Below are 19,370 nucleotides of genomic sequence, written 5' to 3' on the forward strand. Positions count from 1 at the left end.
AAATTTCCCCACCTTTTTTCTACTGAGCCTAGCAAAAGCCCTCGTAATTCATGAAGTTATTTCCACGAATTGTCGAGGGCTTTAATTTTATTCTATCTATTTTGTTAGCAGCCAGAACCATCAAGTCGGCAAGAAGCTGCTGCAGGGGCATCGTTAAGGTTGATGCCAGCTTCTTCTGGTGATAGTGTTACTGTACCATCTTCAAGTACAAAACAAGGTACGCCAGCATAGCCGTGCTTCTTTGCCTCGTCAAATACAGCGTTGTTATCACGAAGACGAAGGAATTCCTTCAAGTACTTAATATGTGAACCAATTTCTATTACTTCGTAACGGTTGTCACCTTCTACGTGCTTGTCAACTGCAATACAGTCTGGACAAGTATTCATTCCATATATTTTAATCATAATCAAATGTTTTTAGATTCAACTCTAAAGTTTATTATGTTTTTTACCTCAATTTTTCACTGTCTTAGTGATTACAAATCTTAGTTGTATCAACAGTGAATCCCCCTTTAGCAGGCATAAACTTACCGCGTTCTGTCAAGAAATCTACTAATTCCTCAGCGTTCATTCCGTCTACAGAACAAGTATGAAAACGCTCCTCTTCACCGAAGTGCTCTATAATTGCCTTTACTAAATCTTCTTTTGTTTCATAACTATTACCCTCCATCATATGGAGTACATCATGTCCATGTGCCATATTTTATTCTATTTTGTTAATAAATTCGTGCATTGAATCATTCTTTGCACAATCTTATATAAGCAAAAGATGTGCCATGTGTTAAATTAACTAATTTTAATTGCTTAAAAGTGATAATATGACATAATTTAATTACTTTTGTCTTTGCTGACAGATATTGTTGGTAAAATGTCAGTCACAATTGATGTAAAAACTACTTAAGTGACTCTTTCATATTCACTTAGAGAAGTATAGTGTTTGTAAAAATATTTGATAGTAATTATATTATGATGAAGAAACTTTTGCTTGCTTTTGCAGCTACAATGTTGTTGTTATCTTCATGTGGCACTTCTAAAATGGGGGTGGAGAAATCTAATATTGTAAGTTATACAGAAGCTCGTAATTATTTTCATATTGGTAATGAGACCAAACCGATAATAAAGAAGATTACTTCACAGGAGACTCTTGCAAAGGAGTTTGGTGAGGCAGCTTTTATGGGTAAGGGCGGTGAACCAACCAAGATTGATTTTAATAAGAACTTTGCAATTGCTTATATTCTCCCGCAAACAAATCGGAAGACAGACTTGGCACCTCTTTCATTGACTTTAAAGAAGAAGCGTCTTGAATTGCAATACAAGTTAGAACAAGGAAAGGCACAAACCTACTTTACACAACCATTTTTCATTATCGTCGTTGATAAGAAATATGTTGATTATAATATTGTAGAAATTAAAGGTTGGGATTAGTAGTAGTGTCTAATGGAAGCAGCATGTTTTAACCAAAAATCACGGTTTAGCTGCTTCTGAATCTTATAATAATAAATAAGGACAACTTAAGAAAGCTGTCCTTATTTTTATATCTAATAACCGGTGAGCGGAATACGGGAATCGAACCCGCCTCCCAGGCTTGGGAAGCCCGTGCACTACCGATGTGCTAATTCCGCAAATGGAGCCGATACCCGGACTCGAACCGGGGACCTACGCATTACGAATGCGTTGCTCTACCAACTGAGCCATATCGGCGGTATTGCGGTGCAAAGTTACATTAAAAAAAACAAACAGCCAAATTTTTGATTTATGTTTTTGTTATTAGTTTTGTAGTTAAGCGATATATATTTAGGTTATAAGGATAGTAAATTATATTATTAGTTTTTAAAGCCAAATCGCTTATTAGGTAACATACCATAGTAATAAGAACTATACATTTTGTGGCTAATGAACGATTTGGGTTAAATGCAGACTTTATTCTGGCTGAGACGGTTCTTTGTTGTTTATTGTTTTATAATTTATGTATTTTTCAGTTGTGATTTATGGTATTTCGTTTTGACTTTTTCATTATTATTGATAACTTTGTATTCGATAATATATGGTATGATATTTATCTAATTGAGAATAGGCGTAAAGCTATACAAATGCCTGTTCATGATTGATGTAATAGATCATAATGTAGAAACCTAATTCATTATAACCTTATGAAAAAAATTATCACGCTCTTGTTCTTGGCTGTCACACTAACTGCTGCAGCACAGGATTTTAATCATTACTTTGAGGATGCAACGCTTCGTCTTGATTACATTTTTTCAGGTAATGCTAAGCATCAGGCCATTGCTGTAGACGAGTTGTCACGCATACCACGTTGGTATGGTAAGCATGAACGATTGGCTGAGGTGCCTGTCGAAGGAAATGGTCAAGTTATTGTTCGTGATCATCGCACACAAAAGGTTATTTATCGAAATTCATTCTCAACACTTTTTCAGGAATGGTTGACGTATGATGAGGCAAAGAAACCTTCTGGTAAAGCATTTGAAAATGTCTTTCTCGTTCCTTTCCCAAAGGATTCTGTAGATATAACAGTTGAACTAAGGAACAACCGTCGTGAGGTAACAGTATCTATGAGTCATACTGTTAATCCAAAGGATATTCTCATTCGTCACATCGGTGAACGTTCTGTAACACCTTACGAAACACTGCAGAAGGCTGCAGACACGACACGTTGTATTCACATTGCTTATGTTGCAGAGGGATATACAGAGGCGGAGATGGCAAACTTTATAGAAGATTGTCGCACTGCTAATGAAGCTCTTTTTGCACATGAGCCATTTAAATCACTGCGTCAACGCTTTAATGTTGTAGCTGTTAAGTCACCATCTATGGAGAGTGGTACGTCTGAACCATCAAAGGGTATTTGGAAAAACACGGCACTTCACTCACATTTTGATACATTCTACAGTGACCGTTATCTGACAACATTGCATCTAAAGGAATTACATGACTGGTTGGCTGGTACACCTTATGAGCATATCATTGTACTTGTAAATACAGAGAAGTATGGTGGCGGTGGTATTCTGAACTCTTATAACCTTTCAATGGTGCGTAATCCTTATTTCAAGCCAGTTGTTGTACATGAGTTTGGACATTCCTTTGCAGGTCTGGGTGATGAATATGCATACGAAAAGGAGCAGATTAATATGTATCCAACTGATGTAGAACCTTGGGAGCCAAACCTTACAACTTTAGTTGACTTCCATGGGAAATGGGAGAATCTTATAAACAAGAAGACACCTATTCCAACTCCTCAGCCAGCTGACCTTGATAAACCAAATGCGCGTTATGATAAGTGGAAGGTGGGTGTTTATGAACCTGCAGGCTATTCTCAGCATGGAGTTTATCGCGCATACCCAGACTGTCGTATGCGTACAAATATGCACCCTGAATTCTGTCCTGCTTGCAATTTAGGACTTACAAAACTTATCAAGTTCTATACGGGAGAGTAGGGGAATGTTAGTTTAGTTTACATTCCATGGAATTGGATTGTATTAATGAACTCATAAAAACGGCTTGTGTATTACTTCAGTATTGTTCTGAGAATATATAAGCCGTTTGGTATGTAAGAAATTGCTTACATCGTGTATTGTCTTTAGTGCTTAGCACCATTGGTGTTTACCCACCGCACGACGTGTGCTGGGTATCAACACGATGTGTGCGGAGCTGTAGTACAATGATTGAAGATGGGTATTTAGGGGATATTATACCCGCTTTATTGAATATTGTAAATTGCTAATGAATAATGTGGGGGTATTGGAAAACGCTAATTTCGTTATATGGTAATTTTACGAATAGAGGTGTACCAAATGATTGGTACACCTCTATTGTATAATATCTTTTATAAATCTTGTGTTTAGTAAGCGAAGAGAGGATAGTCCTTCATCGTCTCATTCACTTTCTCACGTACACGCTTAATAACCTGCTCGTTCTCTGGGTCTGACAATACCTCATCAATAAGGTCAGCACAGAGTAACATCATATCTTCCTTACAGCCACGTGTTGTCATTGCAGCTGTTCCAAGGCGTAAACCGCTGGTCTGGAACGCAGAACGCTCATCGTATGGTACCTTATTTTTATTGGCTGTGATGTCAGCAGCAACAAGTGCATTCTCTGCAACCTTACCAGTAAGGTCTGGATACTTCTGACGTAGGTCGAGCAGCATAGAATGGTTGTCTGTGCCACCGCTAACAATGCTGAAGCCTTTTTCAACAAGTGCTTGAGCAAGAACAGAAGCATTCTTCTTCACCTGTGTTGCATATTCCTTCCAGCTTGGTAGGAGGTTCTCACCAAAGCCAACAGCCTTAGCTGCAATAACATGTTCCAATGGACCACCCTGGTTACCTGGGAATACAGCAGAATTCAAGAGCATAGACATTGGTTTCAAATCACCCTTCTTGGTTGTTAAGCCCCAAGGATTATCGAAGTCCTTACCCATAAGGATAATACCGCCACGAGGACCACGGAGTGTCTTGTGAGTTGTAGTGGTAACAATATGAGCATATTTTACAGGGTTATCGAGCAGACCTGCAGCAATAAGACCAGCAGGATGAGCCATGTCAACCATTAACAAAGCGCCTACCTCGTCAGCAATCTTGCGCATGCGCTTATAATCCCACTCACGGCTGTAAGCAGAACCACCACCGATGATAAGCTTTGGCTTGTGCTCACGTGCGAGACGCTCCATCTCGTCATAGTCAACACGACCAGTCTCACGGTTCAATGTATAACCAACATGGTTATAAAGGATACCAGATGTATTTACCTCACTACCATGAGAGAGATGACCGCCTTGGTCAAGGTCAAGTCCCATAAATGTGTCGCCTGGTTTCAGCACGGCAAGCAACACAGCTTGGTTAGCCTGCGCACCAGAGTGAGGCTGCACATTGGCATATTCTGCACCAAAGAGTTGCTTTACGCGCTCAATGGCAAGTGTTTCAACTTGGTCAACCACTTGACAACCACCATAATAGCGTTTGCCAGGGTAACCTTCAGCATACTTGTTTGTTAGGTAAGATCCCATGGCTTGCATAACTTCGTCACTGACGAAATTCTCTGATGCAATCAGCTCCATACCTTTGAGCTGGCGTTTGTGTTCCATCTCAATAAGGTCAAAAATTTCTTGGTCTCTTCTCATGTGTATTGAATGTTTATGGGGAATCATTTTCTATAAATGAACCCCTGGTTAGTGATACGCTGCAAATATACGAATTAATGTTCTAACTTGCAAGTGTATCAAAAAAATAATGTAACTTTGCATTTATAATGGTTCGTCTGCATCATTGCAATGGTGTGTCGAAAGTATTAATTGATAATATATTACAACATTATCTATGAAGCTAAAAGAGTTATTCCAGGCTTACGAGTTTGATGAAATTTATCCACAGATAGGACTTATGTTTCCTAAAGGTCGCCATTTGCGTGTGCAGTTTGGTAATGCATACAATTTATTGTTAACGCTTAACCCTGTTGCATCAAAGAAGCAGATTCGTTATCAGTTAATGGAAGATCCAGATACTAACGAGATGTTCTATGGAGCAGATGACCATGACTTTAATGGTCCGTGGGAAGTTCTTCTTGGTAAGGAAGTTAAGAAAGAACCTAAGGTTGACCTTACAAATGAAGAATTGGTTGCTAACTGTTTATTGAATACGGTTTTAATTGGTCGTCACCCTCGTTCATTTGAAAAGGATTATCAAGCTATTGTGAAGTAGAAGATAGTAGATAAGTTAACGAGTGAACAAGTAAACGAGTTGACAAGTTGTTTGATAAGAAGGATTCAATCCCCTTTTATCATTTCAACTTGCCAACTCGTTTTATTAACCAACTAAAAAGTTCTTATAAATTTTATTATTAATTAACTTGTCAACTTACTGCCTATATCTTATCAAGCAACTTGTTTACTCGTTAACTTGTCAACTAATTAACTATTCTATCAAGCAACTTGTTTACTCGTCAACTCGTTAACTCGTCAACTGGTAAACTATCAACCCTACCCTCTAATCATTGTTATAATCATCTTGAATCGCTCAGGTGCGTTCACAGAGTGAGGTGCACCACTTGGAATGATGAAACCTTCGCCAGCACTAATCACGTGCTTTATGTTTTCAACGGTCAATTCCATTTTTCCATCAACAACCTGAATGAAAGCATCGAATGGTGCGGTATGCTCTGAAAGTCCTTGACCAGCATCGAAACTGAACAAAGTAACACTACCAGCATTACTGTGTACCAATTCTTTACTTACTACGCCACCTTCTGCATAATCAATCACACTGTTTGAAGTGAAAACAATTCCTTTTTCTACTTTAGCCATGTTTGTATCTCCTTTATTTGATTTATAATATTTTGTTTTATTTCTCTATATTAAATGCTACAAAGTTGATGCCAAGTTAGAAAGTGGGAACAAATGTTACTATTAAAGTCGTTGGTGGTAGATATAATGGTAGCTTATTCTCTCTTGCTCACTTCTTTTGTGAGTTTTGAAAAATTCTAAATTGTTTTCGTATCCTTTTTCTTAAACTTTTGATAACTCTGAAATAAGCAATACACTTTACCACTGAGTACTGATAACAAGGTGTTTTTTCTTAAAACTAATTTTACTGTCACTTCTGTCATTCAATGTTGTCATCTAATGCCTTGGCTTACAGTATAGATACATGAAGTGTTAAAAGTGACAGCAAATTAAAAATAAACTTATTCTTGTAGGAAGTATAGTAATATCTCTTGTTAGAGAGCCTTTGTTACTACATATATCTTAGGAATTACTTATTTTTCCTTTACCGTAATATTTCTTTTCAGACCCTCGTATTTAACTCGCTTAACAGCAGATCCTTTAAATAACCGTTGATAATCTTCAACTGTTAGATTGTGCCACTTCTCTTTGCTCATGCTGAGAAGCTCAGGCTTAGGTTGGAGAGCTGGTTCTGTATTAGGTGTTGCAAAGCGATTCCAAGGACATGCAGTTTGGCATCGATCACAGCCATATATCGTATCACCCATGTGGTTTTTTGCTTCGTCAGTTAGTTCTCCACGATTTTCAATCAGTTGATATGAAAGACATCGTTCGGCATGGAAATCTTCATCAGGGATGATTGCACGAGTAGGGCAGGCATCAATACAACGATGGCAACTTCCACATCGGTTTGACATCGCTTCATCGTATACATCAACATCAAAAGGTAAGAAAATCTCACCCAAAAAGAACATAGAACCTGCATGAGGAATGATGAGCTGATGATTGCGTCCTACCCATCCAAGTCCTGCCTTCTGTGCCCAATAACGTTCAAGGACAGGAGCAGTATCACAGAAGCAACGTACTGAGGGTTCTTCGCCTTCTTCTTGTTTGGGGAGTTGCCACCGTTCTGTTATCTTTATCGCTAATTCCCTCATCTTTTGCTTCATTAGGTCATGATAATCTAAACCAAGTGCATATGCTGCTATTTGATACTCGCCTTTAGGTAGCTGTTGAGCTGGAGCATAGTTGAGAGCAAGTGAAACGATACTCCGTACACCAGGAACGAGAAGCCGTGGGTCAAGTCGTTTCTCTAAGTAATTTGTCATATATGCCATTGAAGCTTCTTCACCATTCTCCAGCCATTTACGATATTTCTGTGCTACAGCTTTATCAACAGGTGCTGCCTTTGCTATACCACAAGCAAAGAATCCCATGGAGCGTGCTAAAGATTTTATTGTTGATGATTGGACGACAATTGAATCTTCCTTATTTATGTTAGGGCTTAAAGCATCTATTGATGACATATAATGAGATTAAATTTCCTTATAGAAAGAGGGTAATTAGATGATAGTTAAAGGAGAAACATAAACTACTACCACAATATTTTTATTTTTTATACCATAGAGGTATGGGTGATTAAAATGTTTCGGCAGGGTCATCAGGGAAGACTTTAAACTCATAACCTTGGTTTTTAAGCCATTGCAATGATTCTGGGAGTGCTGTACGAAGCTTGTCAATACTTTTGAGAGAGTCATGAAATGTGATGATAGACCCATTACGAGCATATCGCTTTACATTGTTTACAACATCTGCAGCTGATAACCATTTAGAATAATCACGTGTTACAAGGTCCCACATAACAACACGATAATTTTGTTTTACCCACCAATATACAGTATGGCGTAACCATCCGTGTGGTGGACGAAAATAAGGAGTGTTGAGAAGCGCATCTGCCTTAGTAACATCTACAGCATAGGTTAGTGTCCAGTGTTTGAAAGAACCAAGATGATGATAAGTATGATTCCCCACTTTATGTCCACGACGTATTACTTCCTCATAGATTTCTGGATGTTTTCTTACATTGTCAGCAACCATGAAGAACATTGCCTTTGCATTGAATTGGTCAAGTATGTCGAGAATAAATGGTGTTGCTTCGGGTATTGGTCCATCATCAAATGTGAGATAAACGGAATGGTCGTTCTTGTTCATACGCCAAAGAGCGTGTGGATAAAAGATACGTAGCCAGCGTGCAGGTTGTTCTATTAGCATATTATTCAATACATCCCTAAACTCTTTTCTCAATGACTGAGAAAGAATTTGTACTTTAATATTATTATCGTCTATTCAACTAAAATCCTGTTTGTGTAGGGCTAAGAGCGGATAGTGTAAAGCAAAAAGCCAGAGTTTGGCTGTCTTTAAGGACAACCAGATTCTGGCTTTTAGTTTTGAATCTCTTTAATAGGATTATAGTAATCCTACATCAATGCACCACCTCTATTTTTGAATCTTACAAAAAGATTGTCAAGCTGGGCTGCATGTTTGTTTGCCCATTCACGATCAGCTTGCTCATTCTCGTTAACAAGATTCATCATAATCTGGAAATTCATCTTACATGAACTCTGAGACATATTGAAGAGACGAGGATTAAGACTCAAATAGTAGTTTACATACTGAAGTGAAATCTTCCACAAATCATCATACATCTGGCGTGCCTTTACTTTCTGACCAAGTAATGCGTATGCACGTGCCATATCTGATGAACCACTCATGTAGCTGATTGGCACGTTATAGCTTGGTATTTCCTTCTCAGCCTTCTGTAATACTTTCAACGCTTTAGCCTTCTCACCCTTTGCAATGAGGTGAAGTGCAAGGTCAGCCATCTCACGACGATGTGTATAGCACATACGAGCTACAGTTTCATCGATGTAAAGTCCTGGCTTGCTAAGACCACCCCATTTGAAGCGATTCATCATGACATCATAAGTCTTCTCAGTATCGAAGTTACGCATATTGATGCCAGTAGAATTAGCATTGTCCATTGTAGAGAATGGTGTAATACGATTTACGAGACCTTCTTGAATGAAGTTTTCACCTAAGTTCATAAAGTTCTCAGCTCCAACGGTTACAGCTACATAGAGAGGACGTGTCCAGTTACAGTTAGCAATCATCTCAAGCATCATCAAGTCATTCTTGTATAAAGCTTGTTTTCCTGCCAATGAGATAACCATTCGATCTGGAATAGAATCACCTGGACGCATCATACCACTGCGACGAACAGCCTCCTTATCGATAGTCATGTAGATGGTATCAGTAGGGATAACATGGCTGTCAGCATTCTTTGAGCGTACCCAATACTTGAGAATATTCTTTAATTCAAATGGGTCGTCACCAAATTGTGCCTTTGCTGAAACAGGATCCTGCTTATAGAACTCTCGTATTTGTTCCTTAAATTCTGGTTGAATCTGTACATACTCATTTGTTCCACTTACATAATCAAGGCGTGGCCATGAGATAGGTACACTTGGTGAGTTGTATGCTGGACGGCGCATTTGATCGATGTACCAGTCTGTCTGCAGATAAGAAAGGTTACAAACACGTGTATCTGTACGCACTCCCTCAACCTCTTGGTTATACCAAAGTGGGAAGGTATCGTTGTCACCATTCGTAAAGATAATAGGATTACCCTTCTGCTGTAATGAATTAAGATAGTTCTGACCAAAGTCACGGCAAGTATATCGACCTGAACGATCGTGGTCATCCCATGTCTGTGATGCCATCTGGATAGGAACAAGCAGACAAACAAGTGAGATGACAGAGGCTGATAATACTGGTGCAACCTTGAGTTTACGTGCCCAGTCGTAGAGTGCCAATACTCCTAATCCACACCAGATAGCGTATGCATAGAATGAAGCAGCATAAGCATAGTCACGTTCACGTGGCTGACTTGGTGTCTGATTCAGGTAGATAACAATGGCAAGACCAGTCATAAAGAACAAGAAGAATACGACCCAGAACTGCTGTATACCACGTTTTCCACGCCATGCCTGCCAGAAAAGACCGATTAATCCGAGCAATAATGGTAGACAATAGAAGACGTTGTGTCCTTTGTTTGCTTTCAACTCATCAGGTAACAAGTTTTGGTCACCATAAAGCGAATTGTCAATGAATGATATACCTGTAATCCAGTTACCATGTTCTGGTTCACCATTACCTTGAATATCGTTCTGTCGTCCTGCAAAGTTCCACATGAAGTAACGCCAGTACATGAAGTTACACTGGTAAGAAAGGAAGAACTTTAAGTTTTCCCATTGTGTAGGTATCTTTACGCCATCAACATCATGTCCAGTAATACCACCCATCCACTGTTCGTATAGACCAGCAGAACCAGGGTTGTACATACGTGGGAATAACATATTCTGTTCAAAAACCTGTGTTGCTTTATGACGGACAATGAAGTAAGAGTCTTTCTCGTCTTTAGACGCTTTCTCCTTACGCTCATAGACCGGAGCACCCTCATCAAACTTATAGTGCATACCGTCTTCTGCAACTGCAGGTTGACTTGAGTATGCCTGTCCGTAGAGTAATGGACGGTCACCATACTGGTCACGACTCAGATAACTACCCAAAGTAAAGATATCCTCTGGTGAATTCTGATCCATTGGTGGATTGGCTGTTGAGCGTATAACGATTACAGCATATGAAGAGTAGCCGATAAACAACATCAGCATACAAAGTAAAGCTGTATTCTTTATGCGTGAAGAAACAAGTGCAACACGCTGCTTCTTGCCATCTTTGTTAAATGGACGCTGCCACTGAAGCAGTACGTAAACGAGTGCAAGTACGACAAGTCCAGTAAAGAATGCTGTCCATCCATAGCCATAGAATGGAATACCAATCAGTCCCAGTGCTGCCAAGAATGCTATATTCTGACGGCGTGGGTTCTTATCCTGATATGTCTCATAGATGCCCCAAATGAAGGAAGCAATAAGTAAGGCAATATAAATAATGGTACCCGTGTTGAATGGCATGCCAAGTGTATTCGTAAAGAATAACTCAAACCATCCACCTACTGTGATAATACCTGGAACAACACCATACAGAACGGCTGCAACGAGGACTACAGAGAGGAGTAAGGCAAAGAGTGAACCCTTCAAGTTTGCATCTGGCACCTTCTTATAATAGTAAACCAGTGCAATGGCTGGAATACAAAGGAGGTTGAGTAGGTGCACACCAATTGACAGACCAGTCATATAGGTAATCAGTATCAACCAACGGTCAGAATGAGGCTTGTCTGCATTATCTTCCCATTTCAATATAAGCCAGAAAACAACAGCTGTAAACGCTGATGAATAGGCATATACCTCGCCCTCAACTGCTGAGAACCAGAAAGTGTCACTGAAAGTATAAATCAGTGCACCAACAAGGCCTGCACCTTCGATGGCGATAGTTTTTGCAAGTGAAGGAGCTTCACCATCACGCACAATCAGTCTACGTGAGAGGTGGGTAATGGTCCAAAATAGGAACATGATACACGTTGCAGAAAGCAATGCGCTCATGGTGTTAACCATACGTGCTACCTCTGTTGGGTCGCTTGCAAAATGTGAGAAAAGATTGGCTGTAAGCATAAAGAATGGTGCCCCAGGAGGGTGTCCAATCTCCAGTTTATAGCCTGTTGTAATGAATTCGGGACAGTCCCAGAAACTGGCTGTCGGTTCAATTGTGGAACAGTAGACGAAGGCTGCAATAAAGAATGCAAGCCATCCGACGATGTTGTCCACCAGTCTGAATTGTTTCATTTATACGATTAGAATTTACTGTCTACTCATCTTTCTCGGATAAGCAGAGATTTTTATTTCGAAATAATCACTGCAAAGATAATAATATTAATCAAAACAACATAAAGAGAGTGGAGAAATTATAATAAAATGTGATGAAAAGAACATGACTAACGTTTGGAATTGACTTTATTTGCTTGGGTTAAAGCATAAAGGTAAGATTATATAAATGTGTTTTTTGAAGTTTTCACACTCGAATAGAAGGATTATTTTACACATCTTACAAGAGTATTTTTTATTTTAAGTTGCTGTCACTTTTAACATTTCATGTAATACTGCTGTAAACTAAGAAGTTATATGATGATTTTGGATGACAGTAGTGACAGCAAAATTATTTTTAGAGAAATACTTTGTTCTCTGAATACAGAAGTTGGACGCATTAAAGTGCATTCGGTTAATATAGATATACCAATAAGTTTTAGGGAAACGCAAATGATAGTGTTTAAGAAGGATGATTAAACTATTCGAATGTTTGATATGAGTATTCATTCTTTTACATCTTGATATAAGTTTGCATATAGAAACTTTAAAATACTTGTAGTGTTGCTTAGCACATATTGTGCTGTTGGTAAGCACCATTGGTGCGAACTACTAACACCAATGGGATGGAGTACTTTTCACTTAGCTATAAGTTGTCAAATTGGACTGGAGTGATAAAAAAAACAAAGGGTATGGTTGTCTTGCTGTTAAAGGATGCACGAAGTAGCAGTTTGTAGCCCAATATACATCTGCCTCTTACATGATTGAAAACACGACTAATACCCTGCATTCTCACGCTATTCTCCCCAAGCATGGTGTCATCTATAATGAAAGGCGAGATAACAAGTGACTGATGCCAAACTTGCCAAAAAGATGAAATAAATCATCACTCATTCGGGTTTTAACACTCAAACGTTTGGATAACTCATTTATTTTCTTTATTTTTGCTTCCATAATAGTTTTGTTGTCTTGTCTTTAAAATCAGTTGTTTAGCGATTACTAATTTACAAAGAAAATTCGACAAACTGTTATTTTTCTATCTATTTATTTGGGTGGGAAACTTTAGTTAAATCATTTAAATACGAATAATTTTAAAAGAAAGTGTTGATTATGAATATACTTGAAACTAACCATCTCACTTTTAACTACAGAAATCATTCTGTATTAGAAGACATTAACTTGAAGATTCCAGAAGGTTCCATTTATGGATACTTAGGCAAGAATGGAGAGGGTAAATCAACAACGATAAAGATACTTTTAGGATTGGAGCAAACTAAAATAAATACGGTATTTTTCAATAAAAAAGAATTTCATTCCAACAGATTGCATATCCTTCAAAATATAGGATGCTTGATTGAACATCCATTCTTCTATGCAGATTTGAGTGCCTATGAGAATCTAAACTATTTGGATATACTATATCATTGTGGACAAAAACGCATTCAAGAGGTTCTAGAGCTTGTGAATTTGACTAAAGATAAAGACAAAAAAGTTAGAAAATATTCTACAGGAATGAAACAACGCTTGGGAATTGCGATGGCAATGTTTCATAATCCTAAATTACTCATTCTTGACGAACCACTCAATGGACTAGATCCTCAAGGTGTTTTTGAAATGAGAGAGCTAATGCTCAAACTTAAAAGTAAAGGAAAAACTATTTTCATTTCAGGACATATCTTAGCTGAAATGGAGAAAATATGCACACACATCGGAATATTAAATAATAAAAGATTATTGTTTCAAGGAGAAATTAATAGTCTACTCAATCAGAAAAAGCAATCTTATTTAATACATACGGACCAACCGGAACGATGCATGAAGATATGTAAAGAACACTTGATTCCCACAAAAAGGATCTCTGATGGAACGCTTATTATAGAAATAGAGCAAGATGGTTCCTTTGACAGTTTTAAAAAATTAATGCAACAAAACCACATTCAAATTTTATTTGCAGATACATACCAAGAAAATTTGGAGTCTGTATTCCTTCATCTAATAAAAACCGACTTATGAAACCTATATCGTTCTTTACTATTCTTAAAAGTGAACACTATAAATTAAGATTTAATATTGCCATTTGGCTCTTCTTGTTATTTCCTTTGTTCATGACTTTATGCATTGATATATATGTTTTGTTTAAACATGCTGATGCTGTCAATAATCCAACAATAACTTTTGATTATAATCCTTGGGTATGGGTATTGGGTAGATACATCTTCGACTTCTATGCTCTGCTTTATCCAATTCTTGCAGCCATTTTGAGTTATTCTTTATGCGATGTAGAATATAAGAATTATGGATTTAGACTTCTTTTTACAAGACCAATTAGCAAGCTGACAATTTATTCGAGCAAAATGGTCTTCCTTTTAGAGATTAATTTTATTTCTTTCCTCATAGGTTATCTTGCTTTCCTTCTGTCTGGTTTTGCTCTGGATAAGTTATTACCTGGATATGAATTCTCCAGTTATAATGTTAATAACCTAACAGCTTTTTATTTCTCATATTTGTTTATAGCACTTTCTGCTGTTTCAATTATGCAATATTATCTTAGTTTGATCTTTAAGAGTTTTGTTTTACCTATCGGGTTTGCTGGTTTCATGACGATCTTTGGGGTTATTGCTCAAAATAAAGATTATATCTATCTTATACCCTATGGTACAGTGTGGAGATTAAACTATGGTTTTTATAGTGGGATAATAGACTTTTCGAAAGGCGAATACTTAAACATATCCTGTGTGTTATTCTTTATCATTATTTCATTTTTTGTATTTATAAGGAAAAAATAAAAGATACCCTTCGGTAAAAAAATCAAATAATTAATTAATAAACAAGATTTTGGAGAAGTTACAGAAATTAGCACTTAAAAAGAGCAGTTCATTACTACACTAGTGAATCTTATTAATATTGACATTCTGAACAAATTCAACTTTAGAGTCATCAGATTTATACTTAAAACAAAACGTGGCCCCTAGCGTAATATTAGGGTGATAATAATATAATAACTTAAATTTATGAAAAAATTACAGAAATTAGTACTAAAGAAAGACGTTATTACTTCTTTAGGTAAAAGTGAACAAGCAAATTTGAAAGGTGGAATAGCAGGACGTTCCATGCGGGAGTTCCTGCCATAGTTGATAAGGAAGATTCTTACAGGTATATCTCCTAAGTGTCCGTTGAGTTGAATATATCGACATTTATACTTACGACAGTTCTTTCCTCGTTCGCGTTCATAGGTGGCAATGAGTTCTGCCGCATTTTTCTTCCTGCCTGATACGGTGTATTTTGTCTTTCCCATTTTTGCAAGTCCAACAATGTGCATTGCCCCTTTACCTATGCTTCTAACACATGTCATAAGTTGCTCGCAGGTGAACCAACTATCGGTAATCACATACTTCGCATGCAAGCCCATCTTCCATCCACGGCGAAGCATATCCATGGCAACTTCCATCTTAGACATCTTACACTCTTGAAAGCACTTATAATCGGGGTTGCCAGTATTCCTCTTAATATGATATGCCTTTCTATATTGCTGTTTTGTCAACCCACAGTCGCCTTGTTTCCCTTTTTCCTGATGCAGTGAAAAATCAAAGGGTATGGTTGTCTTGCCGTCAAAGAATGCACAAAGTAGCAGTTTGTAGCCCAATACGCACCTACCTTTTACATGGTCGTAAACACGACTGATACCCTCCATTCTCACGCCACTCTTCTCAAGCACTGTGTCATCTATAATGAAACATGTCGTGGTATTGGATTGAGGAGCTTCGCTATACTTACGTAAAAGGCACATATAACGCGGGGCAAAGTGGTTCATCAAACGTCTCCAATCCATCTGTGGGCGAATCATCATGCGATAGAAACAGTTTTTACCATGATTTGAAAGCTCATATATCTTATGCTTGCATATGCGGTGGATGCTCTCACCGACAATGCGGAAGAGGCAAAGAGAAAGGATTAATTCCGAAGCCGAAACTCCGTCATGTTTCTCCAATGACAGGCGAGATAACAAGTGACCAATGTCAAACTTGCCAAAAAGATGAAATAAATCATCACTCATTCGAGTTTTAACACTCAAAAGTTTGAATAACTCACTTATTTTCTTTATTTTAGCTTCCATAATAGTTTTGTTGTCTTGTTTTTAAAATCAGTTGTTTAGCGATTACTAATTTACAAAGAAAATTCGACAAACTGTTATCTTTCTTTTTATTAGGGTGGGAAACTTTAGTATATCATTAATGTCCCGATTTTAACGGGACACTAATGACTCGAGAACAAAGATGTCAAACGTGTCATAAAAAAGGATAAAAATATCTTCGAGAATGATAGTATTTAATAAAAAAATGATGATCTTTCTGAAAAGACAGCCTATTTCAAATAGGCTGTCCAAAGGGCTTGCAGATCTTTTAAAAGAAGGAATCACTGTTAATGGACAATGTATTTTCTTTAAACGTTTTTATGTCAATAATCCACATATAACATTAGATTTGTTTGATGATATGACGGCGTATGAATGTTTTCTCAATAATGTCCACATTGAGGATTTTTGTCGTAAGGATATTGTATCAAATGCTTTTATTTTTGCAGATAGACTGGAGAATATACTTAAAGAAATGAAATGTGGATATGAGATTATATTAACCATACAAAGAGAGTCATGTGTACTTACATTCCATTCGTTGCATGAATCTGAAGCAGATTGGATGGACCTCAGTAAAATCGATGATTATAAATGTGGAATAGCTCTTTTTAGGTCTCAAGAGTAATGCTCCAAATCCGAGGACACCAAAATAAAAGATTAGTTACTTTATTGGTAGTAGGGTGAACTTTTTATAATAGTGTTGTGTGTCAAATAAGTGGTTTTGTGGATACCTGGATTTATTTTTGAATGTTGCAGTATGAAATCTATGAAGAGGAATACAAACAAATACGGACACACATAAGCGCGTGTCCGTAAATGATTTTAAGGTGTTAGACGTGAAGTCTGTCAACCCTATTAGTAAGTTAAAGCGTTTTTACAATAATGTCTGTTATGCGTTCTTGGTTTCAGTAACCGTTTCTTTACATAACTTCTCATTTGTTGTATTAACTGTATATTTATCTTCTCCTGCATAGAAACGGCGGTGTGCTTCCTCCTGGCGAGGTACAGAGAAGTTGCTAACACGTTTCATGTAACCAATGATGCGAGTGAGATAATCAACATTCTTAGAATGGCAATGTGGACATTCGTGCATATAACGTTTGTCTATGTGGCCGCAGTCGTTGCAGACGGTATTTGGAATGTTGAATGTGAAGTAGTTGCAACCTTCTTGTGCAGCGACACGCAACAACTGACGATACTGTGGCTCAGAGAGGTGCTCTTCGAGGTTCATGTGAAGTGCAGAACCACCAGTTAGATGTTCTATATAAGGTGCTCCGTGCAGTTTGAACTTGTCAAGAATCGTCAACGAGTTGTCCTCAACGCGATAGAAATAGCTGTTATAGCAGCTGCGTGGAACAAAATACCCATCTTCTGAATCCCATTTAGCATGCTTTACACCTACATTTTCAGCAGGAATCATCTCGCAGTTGAACATAGCTTCCTTTGTACGGAAGGCCTTATTCTGTGTTTCTATCAATCCAAGTACAGTCTGTACAAACTTCTTATACTCCTCATTCGGTGTGATGTCAAGTCCCATGAATTCTGCTGCTTCTACAAGACCATTGATACCAATAGTGAGATACTGGCGATCAATGTTGATGTATCCAGCATCAAAGAGTGGGAGCATGTGATTGCGCAGTAACTCCTTGAGGTTCTCATTGTATGCTAATTGTACCTTATGACACAACTCGATAATATGTGTCAGATACTCCTTGTAATCAAGGTTGTTGTTGACTGCAAACTGAATACAGCGATTGAGGTTGATTGTCAATACACTCTTTGATCCAGTTGAGACACCACCAGCACCGAGTGTATAGGAGAAGCCGTTATCTTGAATCTCATTACGCAGACGGCAGCATGAACTGAGTGAATCAGCATTATCACTCATATATGTGAAGAAACTATGTCCCTCAGAATACATCTTAGCGGCAAAGTCACCCCATTCCTTATCCTTGCAATCACCATTCTCTGCTAATAAAGCCATTGTTTCTACAGGGAAGGTGAGAACAGTCTTTAGACGCTCTTGGTTAAACCAAGTCATAAAGCGTTTCTGTAACCACGAAAGACTCTCCCAATCTGGCTGTGATCCATCTGGGAAATAGAAGTTTCCGAAGAGTGACTCGAAGTATGGGCGGTCATAATAAGAAATGTTCCAGAATACTGCTTGATAATTGCGGGCACCTGTAGGCTGGTTGAGTGAATAGACTATTTGCTCAAAATAATCAGTAATTACCTTGTCAATGGTACGCTTTCTTAGGCTAAGATCAACAATTTCATCAGCACGCTCCCAGTAGTCTTTACCATATTCCTTTTGGATAAAGTAGTTCATGTACATCAAGAATTCTGGCGTAGCGCAAGCTCCAGCGAGCATAGATGACACCATGAATACCATATTAATAAAGCCACCACAGAAACTTTTCAGATTTGTTGGCGCTGTCGAATTGCCACCAATTGAATTTGTACCACCAATAAGCCAAGGGTACATCGTGATGGATGCACAATAGTTGGCGAGGTTTGTCTCGTCATTCTTATATATAAAATGGTGGTTTAGAAGGTCAATGTACTCATCAGCCAAGTCCTTACCATACATCTTCTTAATACGATCAACAAGTAGTCTGCGATTGAGACGAATAAATCCTTGCTTAGGAAGTTCGCCAATAAGTGTTGCAATGTTCTTATGTTCAACATTTGCATTGGCATCAAATTTTGACCCCGTAGCTGCATTTGATGCAACACAATAGTCAGAAAGAAACTTCATTTTTTCAAGAGTTTCACGGTCTTCTGTGTGTTGCTGACGATAGACGATGAAACTTTTTGCTACTTGATAATAGCCTTCTTTCATAAGTGCCAACTCAACCTGATTCTGGATGTCTTCTACCTTGATGTCGTTTTGAATATTCAAGTTAGCGATGATTTTTGATAAAGTACCCAAATCAGTAGGTTCATTGACGCTTTCGAATGCCTTGAGAATAGCATTCATAATTTTGTCGAGGGAGAACCGATCCTTTGACCCATCACGTTTTGTGATTGTAAAGTTCTTCATTTCCATTGCTCATTTTATCTTTTTAGGTGTTTATAACTTTGTTGTTACTGTCTATCAGAAGGTGTAATTTTAATACACTGTTTTCTTGTGAAAGTTGTCTGTTTTGGATAACTTTTTTATTTTTTCTTCTTCAAAAGTTTTC

The 19,370-nt window shown here is 37.9% G+C and carries 14 protein-coding genes, 2 tRNA genes and 2 pseudogenes; 6 read left to right on the plus strand and 12 right to left on the minus strand.

What is annotated here, in order from left to right; genetic code table 11:
* Positions 1-104: 104 nt before the first annotated feature.
* Entirely contained in the window at positions 105-404 is a 300-nt protein-coding gene (locus HMPREF0659_RS03120) for a hypothetical protein (RefSeq protein ID WP_013264228.1), read from the minus strand.
* Positions 405-468: 64 nt separating this feature from the next.
* Entirely contained in the window at positions 469-699 is a 231-nt protein-coding gene (locus tag HMPREF0659_RS03125) for a YecH family metal-binding protein (RefSeq protein WP_004360865.1), read from the minus strand.
* Between the two features lie 266 nt (positions 700-965).
* On the opposite strand from HMPREF0659_RS03125, the gene HMPREF0659_RS03130 reads away from it, so the two are divergent.
* Complete coding sequence (locus tag HMPREF0659_RS03130) at positions 966-1,424, plus strand: hypothetical protein (RefSeq protein WP_013264535.1); 459 nt, start codon at positions 966-968, stop codon at positions 1,422-1,424.
* Positions 1,425-1,550: 126 nt separating this feature from the next.
* Here the strand turns inward: HMPREF0659_RS03130 and HMPREF0659_RS03135 are convergent.
* Positions 1,551-1,621 (minus strand) — tRNA-Gly (locus HMPREF0659_RS03135).
* A gap of 3 nt (positions 1,622-1,624) precedes the next feature.
* Positions 1,625-1,700: transfer RNA gene (locus HMPREF0659_RS03140), tRNA-Thr, on the minus strand.
* Between the two features lie 449 nt (positions 1,701-2,149).
* Between HMPREF0659_RS03140 and HMPREF0659_RS03145 the strand changes: the two genes are divergently transcribed.
* Positions 2,150-3,451, plus strand: coding sequence for a M64 family metallopeptidase (locus tag HMPREF0659_RS03145; protein WP_013263965.1), 1,302 nt, complete (start codon positions 2,150-2,152; stop codon positions 3,449-3,451).
* A gap of 404 nt (positions 3,452-3,855) precedes the next feature.
* Here the strand turns inward: HMPREF0659_RS03145 and glyA are convergent, their stop codons facing one another.
* The gene (gene glyA, locus HMPREF0659_RS03150; protein WP_013264615.1) at positions 3,856-5,136 is read right to left on the minus strand and encodes a serine hydroxymethyltransferase; all 1,281 of its coding nucleotides are present in this window, start codon (positions 5,134-5,136) and stop codon (positions 3,856-3,858) included.
* Between the two features lie 196 nt (positions 5,137-5,332).
* Between glyA and HMPREF0659_RS03155 the strand changes: the two genes are divergently transcribed.
* Positions 5,333-5,713, plus strand: coding sequence for a hypothetical protein (locus tag HMPREF0659_RS03155; protein ID WP_013264595.1), 381 nt, complete (start codon positions 5,333-5,335; stop codon positions 5,711-5,713).
* Positions 5,714-5,991: 278 nt separating this feature from the next.
* Here HMPREF0659_RS03155 and HMPREF0659_RS03160 read toward each other — a convergent pair whose 3' ends face one another.
* From HMPREF0659_RS03160 to HMPREF0659_RS12600, 5 genes and pseudogenes are all read right to left on the minus strand, one after another.
* Positions 5,992-6,315 carry a cupin domain-containing protein gene (locus tag HMPREF0659_RS03160; RefSeq protein ID WP_013263956.1) on the minus strand — a complete coding sequence of 108 codons (324 nt, stop codon included), beginning with the start codon at positions 6,313-6,315 and terminating at the stop codon, positions 5,992-5,994.
* A gap of 452 nt (positions 6,316-6,767) precedes the next feature.
* A complete protein-coding gene (queG, locus tag HMPREF0659_RS03165; RefSeq protein WP_013264758.1) occupies positions 6,768-7,760 on the minus strand; it encodes a tRNA epoxyqueuosine(34) reductase QueG in 993 nt (330 codons plus the stop codon).
* A gap of 112 nt (positions 7,761-7,872) precedes the next feature.
* Entirely contained in the window at positions 7,873-8,505 is a 633-nt protein-coding gene (locus HMPREF0659_RS03170; protein ID WP_013263984.1) for a polysaccharide deacetylase family protein, read from the minus strand.
* 206 nt (positions 8,506-8,711) lie between these two features.
* A complete protein-coding gene (locus HMPREF0659_RS03175) occupies positions 8,712-12,032 on the minus strand; it encodes a glycosyltransferase family 117 protein (RefSeq protein WP_013265012.1) in 3,321 nt (1,106 codons plus the stop codon).
* 697 nt (positions 12,033-12,729) lie between these two features.
* A pseudogene (locus tag HMPREF0659_RS12600) lies at positions 12,730-13,004 on the minus strand (RNA-binding protein); the annotation flags it as partial.
* Positions 13,005-13,160: 156 nt separating this feature from the next.
* On the opposite strand from HMPREF0659_RS12600, the gene HMPREF0659_RS03180 reads away from it, so the two are divergent.
* Positions 13,161-14,063: an ABC transporter ATP-binding protein gene (locus HMPREF0659_RS03180; RefSeq protein ID WP_013263868.1), complete on the plus strand. Its 903-nt coding sequence runs from the start codon at positions 13,161-13,163 to the stop codon at positions 14,061-14,063.
* Positions 14,060-14,836, plus strand: a complete 777-nt coding sequence (locus tag HMPREF0659_RS03185; RefSeq protein WP_013264619.1) for an ABC transporter permease — start codon at positions 14,060-14,062, stop codon at positions 14,834-14,836. The genes HMPREF0659_RS03180 and HMPREF0659_RS03185 overlap by 4 nt, the downstream gene beginning before the upstream one ends.
* A gap of 310 nt (positions 14,837-15,146) precedes the next feature.
* Here HMPREF0659_RS03185 and HMPREF0659_RS03190 read toward each other — a convergent pair.
* Positions 15,147-16,164 (minus strand): annotated as a pseudogene (locus tag HMPREF0659_RS03190) (IS4 family transposase); the annotation flags it as partial.
* 202 nt (positions 16,165-16,366) lie between these two features.
* Here HMPREF0659_RS03190 and HMPREF0659_RS03195 point away from each other — a divergent pair.
* Positions 16,367-16,810, plus strand: coding sequence for a hypothetical protein (locus HMPREF0659_RS03195; RefSeq protein ID WP_044045845.1), 444 nt, complete (start codon positions 16,367-16,369; stop codon positions 16,808-16,810).
* 264 nt (positions 16,811-17,074) lie between these two features.
* Here the strand turns inward: HMPREF0659_RS03195 and nrdD are convergent, their stop codons facing one another.
* Positions 17,075-19,234: an anaerobic ribonucleoside-triphosphate reductase gene (gene nrdD / locus HMPREF0659_RS03200; protein WP_013264821.1), complete on the minus strand. Its 2,160-nt coding sequence runs from the start codon at positions 19,232-19,234 to the stop codon at positions 17,075-17,077.
* Positions 19,235-19,370: the final 136 nt, after the last annotated feature.

Origin of the sequence: Prevotella melaninogenica ATCC 25845, assembly GCF_000144405.1 — a bacterium.
Lineage (GTDB): Bacteria > Bacteroidota > Bacteroidia > Bacteroidales > Bacteroidaceae > Prevotella > Prevotella melaninogenica.